21 protein-coding genes and 2 pseudogenes are annotated in these 21,710 nt (G+C 69.5%); 9 read left to right on the forward strand and 14 right to left on the reverse strand.

The window, feature by feature from the left end; translation table 11 throughout:
* Window positions 1-8: 8 nt before the first annotated feature.
* Window positions 9-731, reverse strand: a complete 723-nt coding sequence (locus tag ACQEVM_RS35975; protein ID WP_433086473.1) for an HSP18 transcriptional regulator — start codon at window positions 729-731, stop codon at window positions 9-11.
* 138 nt (window positions 732-869) lie between these two features.
* Between ACQEVM_RS35975 and ACQEVM_RS35980 the strand changes: the two genes are divergently transcribed.
* The 3 genes and pseudogenes from ACQEVM_RS35980 (at window position 870) to ACQEVM_RS35990 (ending at window position 2,010) form a co-directional block, all read left to right on the forward strand.
* Window positions 870-1,304, forward strand: a complete 435-nt coding sequence (locus ACQEVM_RS35980; protein WP_433086475.1) for an Hsp20/alpha crystallin family protein — start codon at window positions 870-872, stop codon at window positions 1,302-1,304.
* An 80-nt stretch (window positions 1,305-1,384) separates the two neighbouring features.
* Window positions 1,385-1,483 (forward strand): annotated as a pseudogene (locus tag ACQEVM_RS35985) (DUF2267 domain-containing protein); the annotation flags it as partial.
* A 365-nt stretch (window positions 1,484-1,848) separates the two neighbouring features.
* On the forward strand, window positions 1,849-2,010 hold the full coding sequence (locus ACQEVM_RS35990; RefSeq protein WP_053676175.1) for a hypothetical protein: 162 nt from the start codon (window positions 1,849-1,851) through the stop codon (window positions 2,008-2,010).
* Window positions 2,011-2,240: 230 nt separating this feature from the next.
* Here ACQEVM_RS35990 and ACQEVM_RS35995 read toward each other — a convergent pair whose 3' ends face one another.
* The 3 genes from ACQEVM_RS35995 to ACQEVM_RS36005 form a co-directional block, all read right to left on the reverse strand.
* Window positions 2,241-2,498 carry a hypothetical protein gene (locus ACQEVM_RS35995; protein ID WP_053678860.1) on the reverse strand — a complete coding sequence of 86 codons (258 nt, stop codon included), beginning with the start codon at window positions 2,496-2,498 and terminating at the stop codon, window positions 2,241-2,243.
* Window positions 2,499-3,075: 577 nt separating this feature from the next.
* On the reverse strand, window positions 3,076-4,002 hold the full coding sequence (locus tag ACQEVM_RS36000) for a hypothetical protein (protein WP_433086477.1): 927 nt from the start codon (window positions 4,000-4,002) through the stop codon (window positions 3,076-3,078).
* A complete protein-coding gene (locus tag ACQEVM_RS36005; RefSeq protein ID WP_433086479.1) occupies window positions 3,983-4,198 on the reverse strand; it encodes a hypothetical protein in 216 nt (71 codons plus the stop codon). The genes ACQEVM_RS36000 and ACQEVM_RS36005 overlap by 20 nt, the downstream gene beginning before the upstream one ends.
* Before the next feature lie 475 nt (window positions 4,199-4,673).
* On the opposite strand from ACQEVM_RS36005, the gene ACQEVM_RS36010 reads away from it, so the two are divergent.
* On the forward strand, window positions 4,674-5,192 hold the full coding sequence (locus tag ACQEVM_RS36010) for a DUF1203 domain-containing protein (RefSeq protein ID WP_433086481.1): 519 nt from the start codon (window positions 4,674-4,676) through the stop codon (window positions 5,190-5,192).
* A 128-nt stretch (window positions 5,193-5,320) separates the two neighbouring features.
* Here the strand turns inward: ACQEVM_RS36010 and ACQEVM_RS36015 are convergent, their stop codons facing one another.
* Together ACQEVM_RS36015 and ACQEVM_RS36020 are read right to left on the reverse strand one after the other, a co-directional pair.
* The gene (locus tag ACQEVM_RS36015; RefSeq protein WP_433086483.1) at window positions 5,321-5,929 is read right to left on the reverse strand and encodes a hypothetical protein; all 609 of its coding nucleotides are present in this window, start codon (window positions 5,927-5,929) and stop codon (window positions 5,321-5,323) included.
* A gap of 506 nt (window positions 5,930-6,435) precedes the next feature.
* Entirely contained in the window at window positions 6,436-6,627 is a 192-nt protein-coding gene (locus tag ACQEVM_RS36020; RefSeq protein WP_433086485.1) for a hypothetical protein, read from the reverse strand.
* 138 nt (window positions 6,628-6,765) lie between these two features.
* On the opposite strand from ACQEVM_RS36020, the gene ACQEVM_RS36025 reads away from it, so the two are divergent.
* Both ACQEVM_RS36025 and ACQEVM_RS36030 read left to right on the forward strand, forming a co-directional pair.
* Entirely contained in the window at window positions 6,766-7,512 is a 747-nt protein-coding gene (locus ACQEVM_RS36025; RefSeq protein WP_433086487.1) for a PucR family transcriptional regulator, read from the forward strand.
* A gap of 572 nt (window positions 7,513-8,084) precedes the next feature.
* Entirely contained in the window at window positions 8,085-9,665 is a 1,581-nt protein-coding gene (locus ACQEVM_RS36030) for an MFS transporter (RefSeq protein WP_433086489.1), read from the forward strand.
* Between the two features lie 134 nt (window positions 9,666-9,799).
* Here the strand turns inward: ACQEVM_RS36030 and mihF are convergent, their stop codons facing one another.
* Together mihF and ACQEVM_RS36040 are read right to left on the reverse strand one after the other, a co-directional pair.
* Window positions 9,800-10,159, reverse strand: a complete 360-nt coding sequence (mihF, locus tag ACQEVM_RS36035; protein ID WP_433086491.1) for an integration host factor, actinobacterial type — start codon at window positions 10,157-10,159, stop codon at window positions 9,800-9,802.
* A 420-nt stretch (window positions 10,160-10,579) separates the two neighbouring features.
* A complete protein-coding gene (locus ACQEVM_RS36040) occupies window positions 10,580-11,476 on the reverse strand; it encodes a ribosome-inactivating family protein (protein ID WP_433086493.1) in 897 nt (298 codons plus the stop codon).
* Between the two features lie 326 nt (window positions 11,477-11,802).
* Here ACQEVM_RS36040 and ACQEVM_RS36045 point away from each other — a divergent pair, with 326 nt between their 5' ends.
* On the forward strand, window positions 11,803-14,190 hold the full coding sequence (locus tag ACQEVM_RS36045; protein ID WP_433086495.1) for a helix-turn-helix domain-containing protein: 2,388 nt from the start codon (window positions 11,803-11,805) through the stop codon (window positions 14,188-14,190).
* A 172-nt stretch (window positions 14,191-14,362) separates the two neighbouring features.
* Here the strand turns inward: ACQEVM_RS36045 and ACQEVM_RS36050 are convergent, their stop codons facing one another.
* Together ACQEVM_RS36050 and ACQEVM_RS36055 are read right to left on the reverse strand one after the other, a co-directional pair.
* Window positions 14,363-15,271 (reverse strand): CehA/McbA family metallohydrolase, encoded by a 909-nt coding sequence (locus ACQEVM_RS36050; RefSeq protein WP_433086497.1) that lies wholly within the window; start codon window positions 15,269-15,271, stop codon window positions 14,363-14,365.
* Window positions 15,272-15,427: 156 nt separating this feature from the next.
* Window positions 15,428-15,676: pseudogene (locus ACQEVM_RS36055) on the reverse strand (serine hydrolase); the annotation flags it as partial.
* 643 nt (window positions 15,677-16,319) lie between these two features.
* Between ACQEVM_RS36055 and ACQEVM_RS36060 the strand changes: the two are divergent.
* Entirely contained in the window at window positions 16,320-16,832 is a 513-nt protein-coding gene (locus ACQEVM_RS36060; RefSeq protein ID WP_433086499.1) for an N-acetyltransferase family protein, read from the forward strand.
* Window positions 16,833-16,942: 110 nt separating this feature from the next.
* On the opposite strand, the gene ACQEVM_RS36065 is transcribed toward ACQEVM_RS36060, so the two are convergent.
* Window positions 16,943-17,305: a DUF1330 domain-containing protein gene (locus tag ACQEVM_RS36065; RefSeq protein ID WP_433086501.1), complete on the reverse strand. Its 363-nt coding sequence runs from the start codon at window positions 17,303-17,305 to the stop codon at window positions 16,943-16,945.
* Window positions 17,306-17,600: 295 nt separating this feature from the next.
* On the opposite strand from ACQEVM_RS36065, the gene ACQEVM_RS36070 reads away from it, so the two are divergent.
* Window positions 17,601-18,728, forward strand: coding sequence for a MerR family transcriptional regulator (locus ACQEVM_RS36070; RefSeq protein ID WP_433086503.1), 1,128 nt, complete (start codon window positions 17,601-17,603; stop codon window positions 18,726-18,728).
* A 346-nt stretch (window positions 18,729-19,074) separates the two neighbouring features.
* Here ACQEVM_RS36070 and ACQEVM_RS36075 read toward each other — a convergent pair whose 3' ends face one another.
* From ACQEVM_RS36075 to ACQEVM_RS36085, 3 genes are all read right to left on the reverse strand, one after another.
* The gene (locus ACQEVM_RS36075) at window positions 19,075-19,815 is read right to left on the reverse strand and encodes a dienelactone hydrolase family protein (protein ID WP_433086505.1); all 741 of its coding nucleotides are present in this window, start codon (window positions 19,813-19,815) and stop codon (window positions 19,075-19,077) included.
* Window positions 19,816-20,310: 495 nt separating this feature from the next.
* Window positions 20,311-21,063, reverse strand: a complete 753-nt coding sequence (locus ACQEVM_RS36080) for a hypothetical protein (protein ID WP_433086507.1) — start codon at window positions 21,061-21,063, stop codon at window positions 20,311-20,313.
* A gap of 382 nt (window positions 21,064-21,445) precedes the next feature.
* A complete protein-coding gene (locus tag ACQEVM_RS36085) occupies window positions 21,446-21,592 on the reverse strand; it encodes a hypothetical protein (protein WP_433086509.1) in 147 nt (48 codons plus the stop codon).
* Window positions 21,593-21,710: the final 118 nt, after the last annotated feature.

The following is a 21,710-nucleotide window of genomic DNA, read 5'->3' on the forward strand; positions in this document are numbered from 1 at the left end:
GCCGCGGGTCAGGTGTTGCGCTGGTCGTGACTGTCCTGCCGGAGTCGGCCGGTGTGCCGGGTCATGGCGTCGATGCGGTCGGCGAGGTCGGAGTCCTCGGGGCGCAGATGGGCCCGGGCGTCGGCCAGGGGTTGGACGAGGTGGGCGGCGTCGTTCTCGGCGAGGGCCTGGTTCAGGTCCCCCACGGCGATCCCGGCGGCGGCCGGGAGGCCGGTGAGGGCGCTGATCTGACCTGCGAGACGGCGCAGGTCGGCGGCGTTGTCGCGGGCCCAGGAGGTCACGGTCCGATCGGCGGCGCGTGAGTCGCGGGTGGCCTGGACACGCTGCTCTCCCGTGCTGCCGGCGGCGCCCGGGCGAAGGCGCAGGTAGCGGCGTTCGGCTGCCTGGCGGCTCGCGACCCCGAGCGGCCCGGCGAGATCGGCCCAGCTCGCACCCTGATCACGGGCGGTTTCGATCAGGCCGCTCTCCCAGCCGGCGAGTTGCTCTCGGATCTCGCGCAGCATCAGCAACGCGGCCAGAGCCGGGCGGGGATCCGGATCCGACGAGGGATCCGGTTCGGACGAGGGTGCCGGGTCCGGCGAGGGTGCCGCGTCCGACAAGGGTGCCGGGCCTGCCGCCCGCGCTTCCGTCGTTTGCCGCCGCGTGCCTCGCAGGGTCTGGTCGATGGCTTCCAACGCCGTGGTCGCGGCGACGAAGGGGATCGGTTCGGTCGAGTGGGCGGGCTCGGTCATGGCACTCCTCACGTTCGTCATCCAATGGATGACGTCGCACTTGTCATCGTGTCGATGACATGTTACAACGGAGGCACGTTGAAGCGCATTGGCAGTTCCTGCCTGAGCCAAGTGGAAGCCAAGTGGAGGTGTTTCGCGATGTTGATGCGCACTGACCCGTTCCGCGAGATGGACCGGATCGTCCAGCAGTTGTCGGGTACGTCGGGGACCTGGTCGAAGCCGTCTGTCATGCCGATGGATGCCTACCGTGAGGGCGACGAGTACGTGATCGCCTTCGACCTCCCGGGCGTGAATCCGGAGGCGGTCGACATCGACGTCGAGCGGAACATGCTGCGGGTGAAGGCCGAGCGCCGCCCGGTCGCGAAGACGGACACCGTGCAGATGGAGCTCTCCGAGCGGCCCCTCGGTGTCTTCTCCCGCCAGATCGTGCTGGCCGACACCCTCGACACCGAGCGGATCCAGGCCGACTACGACGCGGGTGTCCTGACCCTGCGGATCCCGATCGCCGAACGCGCCAAGCCGAGGAAGATCAGCATCGGCGGCACCGACGACCGGAAGCAGATCTCAGGCTGATCCGGACCGTGCCCGGCGGCGGAGGACGGGGAAACCGATCCCCCTCCGGCACCCGTCCTCCGCACCCGCACTCCACCCCCGCACCCCGGCTCCCCGAGACCCATGCACTGATCCTCCTCAACCCCCTCCAGGCCGCCGAACCGCTCTCACCCGAGCGCTTCGTCCGCGCGGCCGCCGCCTGCCCGACGGCTACGCCCTCCTCTTCGGCCGGGCGCAACTGCGACAGACACCCCCTCCCGGCTCGCCGCCTGAACCGGCCGTCCTTCGAGCGGACATGCGTGGGGGCCGGCTCTGAGGATGTCCGCAGCGCCGGTTCCCATGCTGAAGCTGAGCGCTCGTCGCTTGAAGGCGTTCTTGACCCCTTCCTTCACCTGACGGGCGTCGCCCCTGGTCTGTTTCCGATGCGCCGAAGGGTTGTCACAGGGGAATCGGGGAGACGACGGAAGGGCTGTACGGGTGCCCGCCTGGGCAGATAAGAAACGCCTAAATAAGAATGCATGCGCGGGGATTGCCAGGGCATTAGACGCTTCGGAGGTTGATAATCATGGTTCCCCTGCTTCTTGTTCTTCTGCTCGCTTTGATCCTTTTCGGTGCCGGTTTCGCGGTGAAGATCCTTTGGTGGGTCGCGATTGCGGTGTTGGTGCTGTGGCTGGTCGGTTTCGTTGCCCGTCCCAAGGGGGGCAGCGGTCGCTGGTACCGCTGGTAGCGGCTACCGCGTACCGACCGCGGCGTATTGACTTCGCCGTGCTGACGCGAGGCATGCGGGGCTCATCCCTTCACCAGGGGTGGGCCCCGCCGTCATGCCCGGTCGGGGCCTGGACCGGAGGTCGGCCTCACGGCGTTGTCACCGGCGGGTGTCCATGGGCGCCGGCGGGGCCGTCCCGTCGGGGCGGTCGGGGTGCCTGTACAGGTCCGGGGGCGGCTCGATGACCGAGGTCACCGTTGGTGCTGCAAAGCGTCGGCGCCCGCGGCGATGACTTCGGCGAGTCGGTTGGCGAAGGCCGCGTTGCATCCTCCGAGCCGTACGAAGCCTTGACCGGCCACCGGCCCATGGTTGCTCAGGGAGGGAAGGGTCATGTCTGCGAGCGCGAGAGCCGCCTGGAGGCTGGTGACGGCGTCTTCGCCTGCCTGATGGGCGGCGTCCTGACCCCGCTTGTACCGGATTCGTTCGGCGTGGGTCATCTCGTACACCATGGTGCTGACCTCTCGTGGTAGGCGCGGGTATGGGGGAGCCGGAGCGTGTTGGGCATTCGGTCCGGCGAGTTCTGCAACGCCCGCCGTGACCGCCGCGGCCGACGCGCCCGTCCGGACGCCGCCACGGGTGCGGGATGCGAACGCGGGATGCGCATGCGAGTGCGGCGGTGGTCCGGGCCGGATCGATGGCCGGCGGTTCCATGACCGCCCGCGACGAAGGGGAGACCGCGGGGCTCGGTCTGCACACGGCCCGTGACCATCGGTTTCGATCTTCGTTTCAAGGATGCAGGCGAGCAGCGAGCATCCCTTCGACGTGCGGGAAGGACCTGGTTGGCCAAGGAGTCAATGGCATGCCCGCGAACCCGCCGGACGCCACCGACGGCAGGCACCGGGGTCCAGCCCTCCGTCCGGACCTCACTGACGCTTGCCGGGCAAGGAATCGGAGAACGCGAGGGTGGCCGCCCTCGCCCCACCGGCCTGACACCGATCGTCGTTCCGACGCATCCGACTCCGTTGCATCCGATGCATCCGATGCAACGGTGCTCCACCGCCGTTCCGTGTGCGACCCCCCTGCGTCCTACCCGAATCCGTGATTGCGGGGAGGCAGGTGGACGGCCCTGTCGTCTGCCGTGTGGTAGTCGGGAGTCACTCTGCCCGAGCTGCGGCCGGCGGTCGTGGTCGTCTGCTTGGGTTGGGCGGGTACGGAGGCGGAGGGGTTTCGGTGTCGTGGGGTGGCCTGGCGGGGTGGTCGTGTGAGGGTGATCTGACGGACCAGTTGTTGGAAGCAGGCCAGCGCGGCGACGGCGGGGAGGGCGGATGCCGCTCCGGCGGCGATGGTTCTGGGTGCCTGGGCGACGCACAGGAGTGTGGCCAGGGTGGAGAACAGCAGGACGATGGACCAGGAGTGGAGTGCGCGGCGCTGGTGGAGTGCGGATCTGAGGATGGACAGGGAGGCGACCATCCAGGGGCCGTAGATCAACAGGGGCCACCAGTGAACGACTTCACGGGCTGTCTGGGGTGCGGCGCTGTGACGCAGGGCGTCACAGATGGCCAGTCCACTGAGGATGCTCACCACGGTGGCGATGGCGGCGACCAGCACGGCGGTGAACAGACTCCCCGTCTGCAACAGGGTCATCACCGGCGACTTCGAGTGGTTTCGGCGGTGCCCGCCGGCCGGGGGTGTGGAGGGACGCTCGGCCGGTGTGTGCTGCGGCCCTGCGACGTACCTGACGGCGCCGACCGTGTCGCCGTTGTCACCGATGTCACCGAAAGCGATGCGGGTGAAGGGATCCGACTGTCCCAGTGCGGCGCTCTCTTGGAGAAGGTGGGCGAGTTCCGTCGTCGGATCCCACGCCGGTTGAGTCTCTCCTGGCGCGTCGAGCGGTTGTCCGGGGGAGGGGTGCTGCTGGTGCTCCGGCCGGCCCCAGAACGCGGAGGTTTCCGGGTGGGAGGGGAATCCTTGGAGGTCCGGGTATCCGTAGGGCTCATACACGGAAGCTGCCACCCGAGCATTCGACGATCGCGGTCGCGGCTGGTGCCGTCGCACCCGATCGCCTGCCGAACTCGGCCTGGATCACGCTCATCGTATGGAGGAAGTCCTCGAAGATCGAGGAGGAATAGCGAAGATCGATTTCCAGACCGCCGATTCCCAGCGTCGCGTTCCGGGTCTCGCCGCAGTCGGTTGAGGGCGGAGTGAACATCCACTTCCCGAACCGGGCGGCCCCGGACCGAGAGCTGCCTCCCTGTCCGTCTCCCTCCGCAGCCGTACGGAGGGAGACGGCTAGCTTTGCTGTTGTCATATTCAATAAACGCTCTCGATGTTGGTCTGGGTGCGTGCCATCCGGGTGACACCGGTCGGCATATAAGCGTCGACATCGTTTGTCGGTTCTGCGGACCGGTCGGAATCGCGAGGATTCCGCGAGGCCATGTGCGTGTCTTGGCGGTGCTCGCCGGCCGTGCTGACGCAGAGGTCGTCTCCGCCGCGGATCGAGCTCGTACGCGGTGAGGTCGACGCGTCCGGGGACGACGCGTCCGGGGTCGACGCGTCCGGGGTCGGTCGTGGAACGTGACGATGACGCGGCGGGTTCCGCCGGTCCCCGGAACGCCTGCCTCGGTCGACAATGCGACGTCCGTTTCCTGCCGGCGATCACGCCTGCGTCGAGCCAGCCTGAGCACATGACCAAGTACACCGTGCTCCCCGTTGACGCGGCAGTTCTGGAGCAACTGCGGGTTGCCGACGACGCGGTCCGCCCCTGCGCCCCGTACCTCGCAACCCACGAAGACGCGGGCTCCCCCCTGCGTTGCTGTCTGCGCCCCATCACCCTCGGCGAGCGGATCGCTCTGGTCTCGTACGCTCCGTTGCGTCGCTGGGCCGCCGCCGGCGGGGCGGACCCGGGCGCGTACGACGAACAGGGGCCCGTCTTCATCCACGCCGACGACTGCGGAGGGTTCACCCCCGGCGAGACCTACCCCTTCGACCGGCCGGGCGCCCTGCGTACCGTGCGCCGCTACGACTCCCGCGGTCACATCGCGGGAGGCCGCCTGCTGGAGATCCCGGTCGATGCCACGACCGGATTCGATACGGCCTTCGATGACGCCTTCCACGATCCGGACGTCGTGCTCGTACACGTCAGGGCACTGGAGTACGGGTGCTTCCACTTCGAGGTGCGACGGCCACCCGCCGAGAGGCGGTAACGCCGCCTCGATGACCGGGAGGTGTCGGGCGCCTCCCGGATACGGGCGCCGGGCGCCGAGGGACCTCGGCGCCCGGCGCACCCTTCGTGGCGGACCCACGTGGCCTCCGCCGTGGCCGTTGAAGCTCCTCAGATGCGTTGCGCGGTCAGCCTTTTCCCGTCTGCCTCAAGGACCAGAACGTTCCTGGCGGTACCGGCCACGCCATGATCGCCGTCCCACCACTCGACGAAACGCCGGGCGAGCGATTCAGCCGCGGGCTTTCCGGAAGACCCTGCCGAGTAGTCCGTGCTCAACTCGATGTCATAGTCCCGTTCGGTCAGTTGAGCCGTGACCAGCGTGCGGACGTGGTCCACTTCCTGCGCCTCGCCCTTGGTGCGAGCCCAAGCGCGGAACCGCTCCAGCATCTCCCCGTTCGTGGTCCGCTTCGTCACGGGGCCGGTGGGTAACTGCTCGGGGGAGTTCGCGACGCCGTTGAGGCAGCCGCGCACCCAGGAACCACGATCCGCCTCGGCAGCGCTTCCGGCCTCCAGGGCCCGGCGGGTACAGCCGCCCCACACCGTCTCGCGCACGGCCGCCCCTTTGCCCGAGGAGTCGTAGACGGCCTTGCCCACGCCGTATCCGGCACGATAGGCGGCAACGTGCTCGGGTACGGCGGACGAGCGGGACTCGACCGCGGGGCCGTCGAGCGGCTCACCGCCTCCACAACCGGCCAAGCCGACCAACACGGCGACGGTCATGCCGAGCACATGGCCTGAGCGATGATTCATCATTCCCCCTGGGTACGGACTGTCACCCGATGAGACGGCATCCCGCGCTCATCGGTCGCACCGCCCGAGCACGGTTTCACCCACTCCGAGGACCGGCGGACGCCATCGACCGGGCGGCGTGAACGGTCGTCCGGCGCGGCAGCGGTCGTACCACTGGACGCGGGGGTCTGGGCCCGCCTGGCCCGTCTACCACGAGCACCAGCGAGGCGGCCCGGGGCACGCTGCGCGCCCTGGGCGATGCGTCGGAGCCCCGGCAAGAACCGGCCTGCGCGGCGCCCACACCTCGCTGAAGGTAAAATCCAGGCAATGTCGCGGGATGGTGAGCGATCGGCGTTCTCCTGAAGGGAGTACGAGGCACTCGGCTCCCCATGCGGGGGCAGGGCCTGCGCCTTGGGAACGAGGTAACAATGTGTGAACTTCTGAACCGCATCTGGTCCCGACCGCGCCGGGAATGGACCCGGGTCCTGCGAAAGGAACTACCCGCGCTGGCCGCGGGGATCGTGGAAGAGCTGCGGGACGGCGTCCCCGGTCTCTCCGGTCGCATCGAGGGCATCGGCGACGAAGTCGTGAGGCAGCGCGTGGAGTCGGCGCTTCTCGCCGCCCTCGGCTACCCCGAGACCTCGACCGCGCCACAGGACGAGGAAGTGGCGCGGCGACAGGACGCTCATGCCGGCGGCTCGTTGCCCACCCTCAAGGCCGTTCCTTCGCAAGGATCCGGTCCAGGGGTCGAACGTACGGGGCCCGAACGTACGGGGCCCGAACGTGCTCGGCGAGAGCTCTTCGCCGTTCTCACGTCTGACATGCCCATGTCCGAAATAGCCCTGGCCGAACTGGCCGGCGCCGCCCGCTGGCCCCTCCCCTCCTCCGTCCGGGCCATCGCCCTGGTCTCCCCCGGCGAAACCCAGCAACTCGCGGCCGTCCTCGACGACGCCCTGGCCGGACTCGTCAACGGCCAACCCTGCCTCCTGGTCCCCGCCCCCGACCCGGACGCCCGCACCACACTGGAAAGCTCCCTGCGCGGCCGATTCGCCGCCGTCGGACACCCCGTCCCACCCCGCGACACCGCCTCCTCCCTCCGCTGGGCCGTACGCCTGCTCAACCTCACCCCCACCCGCTCCGGCCCCGAAGCACGCGCCGTCTTCGTCGACGACCACCTCTCCACCCTCATGCTCCTCCAGGACGAACCCCTGGCCCACGCACTCGCCGCCCGCTGGCTGCGCCCCCTCGCCGACCTCACACCCCGCCAGAGCGAACGACTCGAAGTCACACTCCTCGCCTGGCTGGAAGGAGGCGGCGCCCCCGAAGCCGCGAAAGCCCTCAGCGTGCACCCCCAGACCGTCCGCTACCGCATGCGCCAACTCGAGAAGCTCTTCGGCCCCGGCCTCCGCGACCCCCGCACCCGCTTCGAACTCGAAATGGCCCTGCGCAGCCGGCGCCTCATGGCCCAGGTCAGGCGCCAACACTCCCGAGTGACCCGCAGAGCCCGCGTCGTCACCGCCGACTTCCGCCCCCCACTGGGCGCCGGCCGCATGGCCCGAGTCAACGGCCTCTGACACCACGAACAACACCCTCCCCGCGACACCAACACGACCGGCCTCCCCCCTCATTCGCAGGAGGGAGGTCGGTCGCGTTCGTGTCCGCGACAGCGGCTGAGCCCGAGGTCTTGTCGGAAGATCACAAGTTCTGCTGCGGCCGGTCGGCTCCGGGTTACGCTCCCGCTCCGGGTCCCTCGGTATCTGCACCACCACCTGGGCAAGCACGCTGAACACCCGGGCCCGCCGCGAGATCGCCGTGCGTCTGCGGACGCTCTCGTCACACGTCAGCCACCGGATCCAAGACCTCGCACAGATCGGCGGGCAACCGGAGGAAGCACCCCCCCTCGCTCCTGCCACCACACCCCACACCACCACACCCCACACCACCACACCCCACCGCACCCCCACACTGCACCACCACACCACAGCCCGCACCCGACCCCTCTCTGCCCGTGCCCCGCCCAACAGGGCTCGGTACCAAGCCGGTTGTCGGGAGTCTGCGGCCACCACCGCGTCCTCGTACCGCAGACAGTGCCCCGTCCGGCTCCACCTCCCGCCTCGCACGCCCTCTGACGGAAAGCCCGACCCTGTTGACCCTGGCCGATCACCCGCCCGCCGCCCTGCGGCCCGCCACGTACGGCGCCGTGTTGGGCAGCCGCCACGTTGTCCGCCTGCTCGGCGGCACCCTGACCGGGCGCCTGCCCAACAGCATGGTTCCCGTGGGACTCGTTCTGTGGATCACCGGTGGCGAAGGGTCACTTGCCTTCGCCGGACTGCTCGCCGCCCTGTACGGGTTGGCGTCCGGGCTGTCCCAGCCGGTCAAGGGCAAGCTGATGGACCGTTACGGCCAGACCCGCGTATCGGCGCCGGCGGTGCTGCTGAACGCCGGCTGCCTGGCCGCGCTCCCCTTGCTCGGGGTGGACGGGAACCCGGTGTTGGTCACCGCGGTGGTGGGGTTCGCGGGTCTGGTCACACCACCCCTGGAGGCGGGACTGCGGGCACTTTGGCCGACGGTCCTGCCCGACCCCGGGCGGCGCCGTGTCGTCCAAGCCCTCGACACCGGCTCGCAGGGGCTCCTCCACATTGCCGGCCCTCTGCTCGCCTCGTGGCTCGCCACCGCGCACGGGCCCGACACCGCCCTGATGGCGACCGCCGCCCTCGGACTCGCAGGCACGGCGGTCGTCTTGACCGCCGCGCCGTCGCAGAGTTGGCGTCCCGCCGCCGACGGGGCGGCCGGAAGCGGGCGGCTGATGAGCACCGGCCTGATCCTGCTGTTCACCGCACTGGCGGGAACGGGGTTCGCGTTCGGAGCGATGAACGTGTGGGCCGCGGGCCTGGCCGCGACCCACGGGCCGGCCATGCTCTCCGGAGTGATCCCCGCCGCGTTCTCCACCGGCAGTCTGCTGGGCAGCCTGATCTACGCCCGCCGGGCGCAGACCGGCACGACCACCACCCAACTCGTCATCACCAGCACCCTGTTCCTTCTCGGGTGGTTGCCCCTGCTGGCCCAGCCAGGCCCCCGCACAGCCATCGCCCTCACGGCGATCCCCGGGCTGTTCTTCACCCTGATCATCACCAACGGCTTCCACACCGTGGACTCCCTCGCCCCGGCCTCCCGCACCACCGAGGCGTACGCCTGGCTGATCCTGTCGGTCGGCACCGGCCAGGCCGCCGGAACCGCGTTCGCCGCAGCCCTCGCCGCACGGGTCCACGTGCTCGCCGCGCTCCCCGTCGCCGGCGCCGCCACCACACTCACCATCCTCGTACTCGCCCGCCGCCGGCTCGGGCCCGCCCGTCGCCGCGGGCGCCACCGGCGTCGTCCCCGACACCACCGGAAGTACCACGCCGACTCCCCTCTGAACGAAGGAGGCAGCCGCATGGCCGTCGTGGGCGGGCCCGGTCATCAGATGTCGCGGAACGGCTTTCCGGAGAGTGCGTCAGCCGCCGGGCACGAGGGACGGCTCGCCGCGCGGGAAGGGCTCCTCGCCACGCCGGGGGAAGGGCCCCTCGCCACGCTGCGGGACGGGCCCCTCGCCACGCTGTGGGCCGAGGAGCAGTACGCCGCGCCGGCCAGCGGGGAGCAGTGGGGGGTGCCGTCGCCGGCGAGCGCCCCCAGCGGGCTCTGGCGTGGGGTGGGCGTTCCCGATCCCGGCCGGCGCGTACCTCTTTGAGGGGTTGGCCGGGCCGCGAGCGGCGGAACGTCGTCGAACGGCGCACCAACCCCCTCAAGTGGAGTGCGGCCCCGCCTGCCGAGCGGGCCGGCTCGCCATCACCGGGGAGGCCGCACTCCGCCGTACCGGAATGCTCATCTGGAGCCGACGCCGGCCAACGAGACGGAGCCCGACCGGCTGACAGACCTGGTGGGGGAGAGCGCGAGGAGTCGGGCGCGTTGGTGGGGGCCGAGTCCCTGGATGCGGCGGGTTTCGGAGATGTCGAGTGTGGCGAGGAGTCGTTCGGCGCGCACGGAGCCTATGCCGGGCAGTGATTCGACGAGGCGGCGCAGCCGGATCCTGCCGACCACGGCATCGTCGCGCTCCAGCAAGGCGGCCAGGGGCAGGCTTCCGGTTTTCAGCGCGGCCATCAGTTCGCCGCGTTCCTTGCGGACGGCAGCGGCTTTTCTGCGGGCTTCGGCCCTCTGGGCCGGGGTCAGGACGGGCATTGCCATGGCGTGATCCTTTCGTCGTAGGGATGTACTTAACATCGTGACCCGCCCGTCCGGGCGATTTGCGGCCGGTTTTGTCATCGACGGCTATACGGGCGTGCTGAAACGACGGTTGTTGATGCGCTCGGTGTCGTGAAGGAACAAGGCGGCGGTGGCGGGGCGCCCGATCCCGTCGAGGGTGCCGATGCGCAGTGGGATGCGGTGGGGCCCCGCCGTCGCGCCGGCGCCCGCCGATCACACGTGCCGACGAGTGCGCCCGGAGCGGTGGCGAGGGGCGGACCGTTCGCGTCCTCACCTCCGGGACTCGGCTTGGCCGAGGACGACGGCAAGCCCCGGAGGGGCCGGACCGATTCACGGTCCGGCCCCTCCGGGGAGCACGCGGAGCCCATTCGCCGAGCATCCGCAGGGCCCGCCGGGCTTCTTTCAGCGGGCGCTGCCGTGCGTGAGGAGCGCGCCGATTGCGGGTGTTCCCCCGCCCACTCCGAACTGAATCTCGCGAATGTTGTGGTAAGTGCGGCCGTCGATGTTGATCGGACGCATGACTCCCCGCCCGTCCTGCTGCCTGCGGACGAGTTCGGAGAGGTCCTCCCAGTTGTTTTCCAGTTCGGCACCGAACGGGCCGAGGTGATCAAGTAGACGACCGTCTTCCACCTGCCCGTTCTGGCCGATCCCCAGGCCGATCCTGTTCTCGATCCAGCCGAATCGGGCAGCTTCGGCCGTTGCGCCGATGATCGTGGCGAGTGCCTGCCGGCGGTTGTTCCAGTTCTGCGGGGTGAATCCTTGGAGGGCTATGATCTGAGCGCCCAGGGACCTTCCGTTGTAGTGCTGGTTTCCGCGGTCCTCGGCGTTGGCGAGGGCGCCGTACGTCGACCTGTACGGCATCCGCTGGAACAGGTGATTGACGCCGGGGTAGTGATTGGAGAAGCGTGTCGTAAGGACCGCCGGAGCGTCCTGGAAAAGATAGTTGTGCCCCACGATGGTGAAGCCGTCGAGATAGAGATTGTCCAGGCGCAGGTACAGGGATATGCGGTGGTTGTTCTCCCGGTCGTTGAAGTCGACGACCTGAACCTCGATGTATCGTTCGGTTTGTTCCGTCGTTCGCATCAGCCCATTGGCGCCGATCGCGCTGCCGGAAAGTTCCCTTACCTGACGTATCATCGACCGGTAATTTCGTTCGGCGTTCCTGTCCATTCCGTCGCCGAGACCGGTGATGTCCCATCTCACCACGGACCAGTAGTCGCTGGTGGCCGCTCGGGCAGGCGCGGAGAACTTCACCTGCGTGAATGAAATTGCGGCCACGAGGCAGAGAATGGCAGTCATGATGCGCTTCGCGTGACTGCCGGTGCGACTTCGGGTGCGGAAGGCTGGAATCATGAAATCTGATCTCCCATGTCGTTCTCTCGGATCCTGCCTGACGCCCGCCGGCGGGACCTGAGCGCCTCGGGGCAAGGTCTCGCTCAAGGTCTCGCGGCTCAAGGTTCCGCAGCCCAGGGTTCTGCGGGCGAGGGTTCAGCGGGCGAGGTGCCCAGCCAACCCGGCGAACAGGGAGTGGGCCAGGAAGTCATACCGGCAGAAGTAGCGACTTGGCATACTTCTGCCGGAGGTCCCGTCGGCTCGGGGCGCCATGGCGACCAAGGGATTCGACTGTGAGCAACGGAGGGTTCGCCGCGCGCCTGTATGCCCTGCGGACGGGCGCGAGGCTCAGCCAGGAGGAACTGGCACACGCCGCGGGCGTGAGCGTACGGGCCCTGTCGGACATGGAACGCGGACGCTCCCGGGGCCCACAGCGCCGCACCGTGCAGGCCCTGGCCGCCGCCCTGGGACTGGACGCCACCGAGGTTCGGGAACTGGAACGCGCAGCGGAATCAGGCCGATCCCGCCCCGCGGTCAGGTCCGTCAACCGGCCGGTGAGCCCGCCGGTGACGCGGCCCGCCCCGCAGCACAACCTTGGACTGCCGCGCGATCTCGGCGACTTCACCGCTCGCGGCGCCGCCCTGCACCGGCTCCGGGCCCTGGCCGAAGACCTCGACCCCGGCCACCCACCCGTCGCCGTCGTCTGCGGACAGCCAGGCCTGGGCAAGACCGCCTTCGCCATCCACGCCGCCCACTGCCTCGCCCCCCGCTTTCCGCACGGCCAGTACGCCATCGACCTGCGCGGCATGGACGTGCAACCCACCCCACCGCGCGACGCACTTGCCCGCCTGCTGCGCGCCCTCGGCGTCGCCGAGGGCGCCCTCCCCACCACCACCGACGACCGCAGCGGGCTGCTGCGCTCCGTACTGCGCGACCGCCGCGTACTGCTCCTCCTGGACAACGCCGCCGACGAGGCCCAGGTACGCCCCCTGCTGCCGGGCCACAGCCCCTCGCTCACACTCATCACCAGCCGCAACACCCTGGCCGGCCTCGAATCGGTCCACCGCCCCGAACTCGCCCTGCTGCGACGCGAGGAAGCGGTCGAACTCCTCACCCGCGTCATCGGCCCCGAGCGCATCCAGCGGGAGAGTCAGGCCGCCCGCGACCTCGCCGACCTGTGCGGGCGCCTGCCCCTGGCCGTCCGCATCGCCGCACAACGCCTGGCCTCCCGACCCCGCGAACACCTCGGCAAACTCGTCACCCAACTCGCCGAAGACACCACGCGCCTGGACACCCTGCAAGCCGGCTCACTGCAGGTCCGGGCTGCCTTCTCCCTGTCCTACCGGCAACTCTCCCCACCCGCCCGCACCCTCTTCCGCCGCACCTCACTCGCCGCCGGCCCCGACTTCAGCTGCCGGAGCGCCGCCCTCCTCGCCGACTTACCCCTGCGCCAGGCCACCGGATGCGCTGAGGACCTCGCCGACGCCGGACTGCTCCAGCCGCACCCCACCGCCGACCGCTACCGCTTCCACGACCTCCTACGACTCTTCGCCGCCGAACGACTGGCCGAAGAGGACGGGCCCGCGCACATCACCGCCGCCGAGAACCGGGTCGACCTGTGGACTCTGCACCGGGCGACCGCCGCCGCGCGGCTCTTCGACACCGAACCCCACCCCGACACCACCCCCGCCTGCGACCCGGACCCCGCCACCGCGCCCGCCGACCAAGAGCAGGCCCGGATCTGGCTGGAGGCCGAGCGCGCCCAGTGGCTCACGGCCCTGGACCACGCCCAAGCCCGCGGCCTGCACCGGCAGGTCATCGACACCGCCGAAGCGATGCACTGGTTCTCCGACCGCACCCCGCACTGGGAACTGTGGGCCCAGGTCTTCCAATGGGCCGTCAACTCCGCGCGCTGCCTGGGCAGTAGACGCGACGAGGCAGTCCACCTCAACTACCTGGCCTGGGCCTACAACATGTGCCTGTACGACCACACCTCCGCCCTGACCACCGCGCAGGACGCGCTGGCCGCGGCGCGAGAGAGCGGTGACCAGCTCCAGGTCGGCTGGGCCCTGGGTTACGCGGCCGGAGCACTCCACCGGCTCGGACGGACCGAAGAGTCCATCACCCGACTCCAGGAAGCCGCGCACCACCTCAACAAACAGACCGGCGCACCAAGCCGCCTTGCCGAACTGACGGTCCTCAACACCCTCGGCCAACACATGCGGCAGGTCGGTCGAGCGCGGGAGGCCTTGACCATTCACCGACGCAGCGAAGCCATATGCCGCGCCGGCATCCCCGGAAAGCCACCGGAACTGATCGGCCTCTACCTGGCAGTGACCCGCCAACACATCGGCAACGACCTTGCGTCCCTGCACCGATGGAACGAAGCGGAAGACCCCCTGCGCTACGCGCTCACCCACTTCGAGGCGGCCCGGATGCCCGCCTGGAGCGAACCGGCACGCCTCGACCTCGGCATCGTCCTGCACCGCCTCACCCGCCACCACGAAGCCCACATGACCCTCACCACCGCCCACGACGCCCTCGTTCGGCTGAACAACCCCCGCCAGACCGAGGCCGCCGACGAACTCCACGCACTCGACGAGGTGTTCGACGTCGCCGGCCATGCGATCGACTTCGACGGCTCGGTCACGCCTCCGCCGAACCGGCCTCGCCTCAGGTGATCCGGCCCCACGCGGTTCGACTGAGGTCGTCGCTCACACGGCGTCGCGAGTCATGCGCACATGCGGCAGTCTTCCCCGCCGGATCTCGTTCGGGTCGTTGAACTGTTCGGTCTGGCGGATCGCGTCCCCGGCCCGCCGCCCGAGGCAGTCGTCAGCAGGCTCGTGACGGTGGTCATCGCCCCAGGTGGATCGGGTTGCTCCAGGCCCGGCCTCCGTCGGCGTCCTCGACGGTGATCCGGCAGTACCCCTGGTCGAACATCGCGACGGGCAGGGAGCCTTCGGTGAGCCCTTCGCCCTCCATCACCTGTAGGCCAGGGGCGCCCCCGGTGAGGAGGATCTTGCGGGCGGGCGAGCAGCGCACCGTGATCCGGTCGTCGTCGAGTCGGACGTCGTGCAGGGCGGGGCCGGTGCTGGAGTAGTAGTGACCGGCCTTGAGGGCGGCGAGGAGCGCGTCGGGGTCGAGGGATTCGGCGCGTACCTGGACCCAGGCCACGCACCCGGGCGGATCCTGCGGCTGGAAGTGCGCGTCATCGGCGGCGTAGGCGTTCAGCCGGTGCCCGCGGTTGAGGAGCACGTCCGTCAGATGCCAACTGTCGCCGCGGTGCTCGCGATCGGCGAGCGCGTTGTAGACCTCGACCGCGTGCGCCGCGTCCAGGGACTCGGCATCGTCGATCGTGAGCAGCGAGGCCGCCGGGTGTGCCATGCCGACGAACGCACCCGCCGCCCGCGCCCGTCGCGCCAACTCCGGCCCGCTCTCCTCCGGCCCCGGAGGCGCGAAACCGAGGGGCAGCCCCACGGCGACGATGTGCCACTTCGGCCCCGCCTCCGTACGCGGGGCATGCAACTCCGCACCCAACAGCGTGGTGAACCCGGGCGTACGCAGCGCCCGGGTGTCCGTCAGCGGGAACCCGTACTCGGCCCGGAAATGATCGGTGACGGCCAGAAAGTCATAACCGGCATCCTGATAGCGACGCGCGACCTCCGCCGGCGACAACGCCCCGTCGGACTCGTCCGAATGCGTGTGCAGATTGCCGCGCCAGAACCGCCCGGCCCGATCGAACGGCAGCCCCGTCACAAGCATCCCCCGCACACGATGACAACAAGTAGCGCTGATTCTAGAAGGCTTGGGCCACACGTATGACTGGTCCACTCGGCGTGGCGCTCTCTTGAGCGCGCCGGAACCGCGACGGGCCTGTCGCGGTCCGACCAGCGTGTCCGGTGCTCGGCGAGTTCGTCGTCAGCCGCAGGTGGCCTGGTAGAGGGTGGTCCAGAAGTCGTGGATGAGCCGAGCCGAGTCCGGGGTGGACATTCCGACCTGGGTGAGCAGGATTCCGGTGAGTCGGTGGTGCGGGTCGGCGTAGGCGGTGGTGCCGGTGCCGCCGTCCCAGTCGAACTGGCCGAGGGGCGCGTAGTCGCCACGGTGGGTGCGTACCGCCATCCCGAAGCCCCAGCCCTCGTGCTGTCCCTGACCGGCCGCCATGTGGACGATCTTCCTGTACATGGTGTCCCGGGCGACCTCGTATCGTCGCTGAACGCGGCGGTCACCCCGGCGGTCACCCCGGCGCACCTGATCCGGGACATCTCCGAGATCGGCCATCCGCGGCCCGCCCGACAGTCGGCAGCCTTCGCTTCACACTGAGGCCACCCGGTGTGAGATCCATGGGCTGCCGGATTCCGCGGGCTCACAGACGGGGAGGGCGAGACGGCCACCGTCCCCTGCCACGGCAACGCCGACCAGGATCCCGCTCCCCTCGTCGAAGCACAGGGTGAAGACGGGATCGGCCTGCATCAAGCCGTCGAAGACCTCCTGATGGTCCGCCGAATGGGGGCCGTCGAGGTCGCTTCGCACGGCCGGCCACCGTCGGTGGCGCGGGCCGTGACCCGTACGTCGAACCTTCCCCGGCTCGTCGAGCGATTGGTTTACCTTTTAAGTCTCGTACGGCCCTCGTAGGTATCCATCCTCCGAGTATCGCGGGGAGTCGGACGCTCAGATGAAGTGGCCCCTGTACCCGTATCGGCAAGATCGTGGCACGAGTTCCCTGTGTGGTCTGCCCTGTTGACGGCCGACAATTCCCATGCGGTGGTGGTGGCGGATCTCCTACGGTGTCGAGATGTTGACTGTACGAGCCATGGGTGAAGCCGATGTCCCGGCCGTATCGGCGATACGAGTGACGGGCTGGAAAGCCGCGTATGCCGGGATCGTTCCCCGATCCCACCTCGATGGGATGACGGTCGAAGCGGATACGCGGCGGCGTCGGCAGCACTTCAAGGAGCCGGAGGCGGACACGATCGACCTGGTGGCGGTCGACACCCTTGGACGGGTCGTGGGTTGGGCTTGCCTCGGGTCCTTTCGCGGCGCCGGAACATCTGCGGCCACGGGTGAGCTCTACGCTCTGTACGTTCAGCCCTCACTCATCGGGTCCGGAATCGGCCGCACACTGCTCGAAGCCGTGCATGCCCACGCACTTGCCCGCGGTTTCGACCGGATGCGGTTGTGGGTCATCGAAGAGAACACCCGAGCACGTCGTTTCTACGAGCGAGCCGGCTATGTCGCCGATGGTGTGGTCCAGGCGGACGACTATGACGGAGTATCAGTGTCCGAAGCGCGCTACCAGCGCACCGTGCAGGAACAGTTCCTGTAGCCGGCGCAACGTCTCTGCCACGACGCTGCACTGTCGCCCGCACCCAGATCGGCACTGGTTCCGCGACCGGCCCTGATTCCTCGACCGGCACTGGTTCCGCGACCGCTGGACTACGTGTTCGCCTGGCTCGCTCGGCCGGCTTCCGTTTGCAGCTTGCGAGCTCGTTCGGCCGGGTGGTAGTCCGGCCCGACACCTTCGATCAGCAGGAGGTCGCCTTCGATGTGGTCGGTACGCAAGTGCAGGATGGCCCGATAGGCGGGAGAGTCGTACCAGGCACGGGCATCGGCCAGGCTGGGGAACTCGATCAGCACCATGCTGCCGGGCCACGTCCCCTCCACGACTTCGGCCGGCGGACCGTGGATGACGAAGCGGCCGGTGTAGGGGTCGAGGGTGTCCTGGATGCGCTCCAGGTACTCGATGACGTCCGAGTGATTGCGGCGGCTGCGGAGATGAGCGAAGCCGTAAGCGGACACCACGGTTTCCTTTCGTGCGGGGGGTGTGAGCGACGACCGCGAACGTAGCCGAGAGCGGTCGGGCGGTGCGATTACCCCCGAGGTAATTGCCATCGAGTCGAGGAAGCACCCCACGGCCCCCACACGCCCCACCGGTCGCGCCTCCCACGGGACTGTGTCCCAGCACGCCCCACGACCGGTTCACGTGACGCGAGCGATCCATTGCGCTTCGGTTGTCGGTGGCGCAGTACATCTGAGAGAGCCCGCCGTCGCAGCAGGCGACGCTGCTCTTGACCCTCACGTGGCGTCAGGCTGCATGATCGGTGACGTGGAAGATCACTGGACCGTGGGACGTGTGGCCGAGCTGGCCGGCGTGAGCGTCCGCACGCTGCACCACTACGACGGCATCGGGCTCGTGTGTCCGTCGGCACGGACCCTGGCCGGGTACCGGGCCTATTCGGCGGACGACGTGGAACGGTTGCGGGAGGTGCTGGCCTACCGGCGGTTGGGCTTCGGGCTGCGGGAAGTCGCGGAACTGGTGGGCGACTCGTCCATCGACGCGGTCGCGCACCTGCGCCGACTCCGCGGCCTGCTGCTGGAGCGGCGTGATCGCGCCGACGCCATGGTGGCGGCCATCGACAGGGAACTCGGGGCACGGGCGAAGGGACTGACGGTGACACCGGAGGAGCAACTGAAGATGCTGGGGGCACGGCTGTACGACGCGATCGGCGGCGCTTACACCGCGACACGGCGCACCGAGCCGCGGATCGCCGCGCAGATCTGGGATGCGCTCGGGGACGCGCAGACGGTGCTGAACGTCGGGGCCGGCACCGGCTCCTACGAGCCTGCTGATCGTGACGTGACCGCGGTGGAGCCATCGGCGGTCATGCTGGCGCAGCGGCCTGCCGGCTCGGCGCCGTGCGTGGCCGCCGCAGCGGAGAGCCTGCCTTTCGAGGACCAGTCCTTCGACGTCGCGATGGCCGTTTCCACCGTTCACCACTGGGGTGACCCGATGGCGGGGTTGCGCGAGATGCGGCGGGTGGCCCGCCGCGTCGTGGTGCTCACCTTCGACACCGACGAGCCCGGATGGCAGGACCGGTTCTGGCTTACCCGCGACTACCTGCCCGAGTTCGGCGCCCTCCTCGCGGAGTTTCCCTCGCTTGCCGGGATGGCCGACGCGATCGGCGCCCGCGCTGAGCCGGTGCCCGTTCCGTGGGACTGCGTCGACGGCCTGTTCGAGGCGTACTGGCGCCGACCGGGGGCGTATTTGGAGGATCATGTGCGCCGTGCGATGTCGGTGTGGACGAGGGTTGGCCCGGAGGCCGAGCAGCGGGCGGTACGAAGCCTCAGCGATGACCTCGACTCCGGCCGGTGGGCCGAGCGCAACAGCGACCTCGCCGACCTCGATGCGGCAGATCTCGGCCTCCGCCTGCTCGTGGTGTGAACCACGTGCGCGTCTCTTCAGTAGTCGGGGGACGATCCGCTCCCGGAAGAGCCGCCGCCGACTCTCCCCTCCGATATCGGTGCGCGTCGTGCTGAGGTGCGACGGCGGTCCCTGGGGACGGGGCAGGCGGTCTTGGCAGGCGGTCTTGGGCGGTGGCATGAGGAGGGCGACGTCGGCCCCGGGTCTTCCCTGCTCGGCTTGCCGGACTTCAGGTGGTGCGGGCCCCTGCCGGGAGTTCGGCAGGGGCCCGTGGTGGGGAGAGCCGCTGAGGGCCGGGACCTGTCCTCGACGAGCGGTATGCCGGCCGACATCAGCTACCTTCTGCTGCCGGTCTGACGGCCCGGCCTCACTTCAGATGTCGGGTGAAGAACAGGGTCGCGGCGTCCCCCGCGAACTGCGGGACGCCGGTGTGCCCGCCGAGGTTGGCGTGCAGGGACTTCTCCGTGGAGCCGAAGGCGTCGAACAGGTCCAGGGCCGCCTGCCGGTCGTTCCCTTCGTCGTCCCACTGCAACAGGACGTGGAGGGGAATGGTGACCTGCCGGGCTTCTTCGAACATGGAGCGAGGCACAAGGCTCCCGGCGAACAGAACAGCGGCAGAGATGCGAGGCTCGACCACAGCCAGCCGGATGCCGATGGACATCAATCCCCCCGAGTAGCCGACCGGGCCGCCGATCTCGGGCAGCGAAAAGCAGGCGTCCAGAGCCGCCTGCCATTCCGGGACCGCTTCGTCGACCAGTGGGAGGACGAGGGCGTCGACGATCTCGGGGCTGACGGGCTCGCCGGCCTCGATCGCCCGGCGCATGTCGGCACGGGCTCGCTCGGTGGCGGGCCGGCGGGGCCGGTCGCCGCTTCCGGGGAGTTCGATGGTGGCCGTGGCGAAGCCCTCCGCCGCGGAGTGCCGGGCCCGCGCCACCAGTCGGGGGTACATCTTCCGCAGCCCGAGGGGAGGGTGGCCGAGCAGGATCAGCGGCGTCGGTGCGGATGCGGATGCCGATGCGGGTGTCCACAGGATGCCGGGGATCTCGCCGAGGCTGAATTCGCGTTCGAGGACGCCGTCGTCGAGGCGTTGCTCGGAAATGACATGCATGGTCGTGCCTTTCGGGAGTGCACTGGAACGGCGCTCCCGGACGACCTATCGCCCGACCGTGGCCTCGGAGGAGAGCACCCATGTCGATACTGCGTTCACGGGTACCACCTCCTCGTTCTCTCGCACGGCCTCCGGGAACGTAGCAGTGGTCGCGGTGGTCCGCCAAACGACTTTCTCTCGCGGAGGCTCCGTGTCCGTGTGGGATGCCACGGGCACGGAGCCTCTCCGCGGAGTTGCTCGGGGTGTGGTCGCCACCTCCCGACTGGCGGCTCTGCGAACGCGGTTGCTTGTCCACCAGGGCGAGCGGACGGAATGGATCTTCGACGAGAGGGGTCCGCGCCTCCTGGGCGAGCGCACCGTGCCCCTCGACGACAGCGCTTGGGTAGGGCGGGAACGCCGGTGACCTCGGTTGTCCATCGTCGCCCGAGGGGTCACGGACCGGGCGCCGGTCAACCTCCGAACCTTGATGCGTGAACACCGGTGTTCGGCACCGACTCAGCGCCGACGCGCCACCGGATGATGTGCGGAGCCGGATGACGAGGGCGGCTGCGCCGGGGGTGTGGAGGAAGTCGGGGGTGTCTGGGAAGTCGTGGCCTCGCTTGCCATCACACAGTCCGCCACGGCTTGTGCCGCCTGGGTGAGGAACGCTGCCGGCAGTTCATTCGACGTCCACGGTGACCAGCCGTCCCACTCCTGCTCGGCGATCTGCTCCACCCGGTCGGCAGCCTGTGACGGCCTCACCCCGGGGAGCCGCAGGGCTGCCGTCGTCCAGCCGATCAGCTCGTTCACCTCGATGTACTGGTACCACTCGGCGTCATCCCAGCCGAGTCTGTCGGCGCGCCGGGCCCACGCCCACCGCAGGGCCCCCTCAGTGGCCTCGGCGGCCCGCTGTCGTGCTGTTCCCGTCGTCGTTCGGGCAGCGTGCTCGGCGTACCTCACCAGGTCCAACGTGGACTCGAACTCGAATCTGGCGAAGAAGTCGAGGTTCTCGGCGATGGTGTTTCGGAAGGCCCTGCCCCTGCCCCTGCCCCTGTCCCTGCCGTGGCTGCTCGATGAGTTCAGCCATGTGCCCAGCGGGGACGGCCACCCCCGGTCGTCGGGGGAACTGCGGTGAGCAGGGCGGATCACTGCGTCGAACCACCCCTGGGTGTAGGCGTCACGGGCGCCGACGATCGCATGAACGTCGGCGTCGGTCGCCGGTCTCCCCGGGTCCAGGTGGCCCCACATCACCACAAGCGAACGTTCCACGGCAACCCTCACCGCACGGTGAAGACTCTGCGGGGAAGCCTCCGCCCACGGCAGAAGGGCGAGATGGCAGGCGGCAAAAGGATCCTGATGGTTGGACACGGGTAGAGCCTATGACGTGTCCGGGAGACCGTGTGCGGAGCCGGATGACGAGGGCTGCGGCGGTGGTGGTGGTAGTGGTGTGGTGGTGGGCGAGGCAGAGGAAAGCATGGCCGGGTGGTCGTGGCCGCGTGAGTGCTTGCGCAGGCCGGCGCTTGGCCTGCGGTCGTCTCCGGGATGGCGTGCCGGATGTCCTGGAGCCGTGGACACTCGCGGCAGGGGCCGTCCACCGGCTGACCGGCGTCGAGGGGCATCAGGGGCACGAGCGAGGGACCTCCTCGTCGCATCAGGTCGGGCCGAGGAGGCCCTTGCCGTCCTTGCACACCACGCCCCTGCCAACCGCGACGCTCTCGCAATCCACCTGATCGACCTCGGCCGCGTCAAGGACGCGGTCGCGCTCCTTCAGCACCGAGAACCCGAGCCGGCCACGCACGTCTGGGCAGGTACCTTCTCCACCGAACCCCGACCCTGACGCACCGCACCCTCCGGGGCGTGTCCGTCGGCGGGGAACGGGGGAGAGGCCGGCCCCTGCGTGTGAGGGGGCCGGCTTT

The organism is Streptomyces sp. CA-243310, from assembly GCF_050936775.1.
GTDB lineage: Bacteria > Actinomycetota > Actinomycetes > Streptomycetales > Streptomycetaceae > Streptomyces.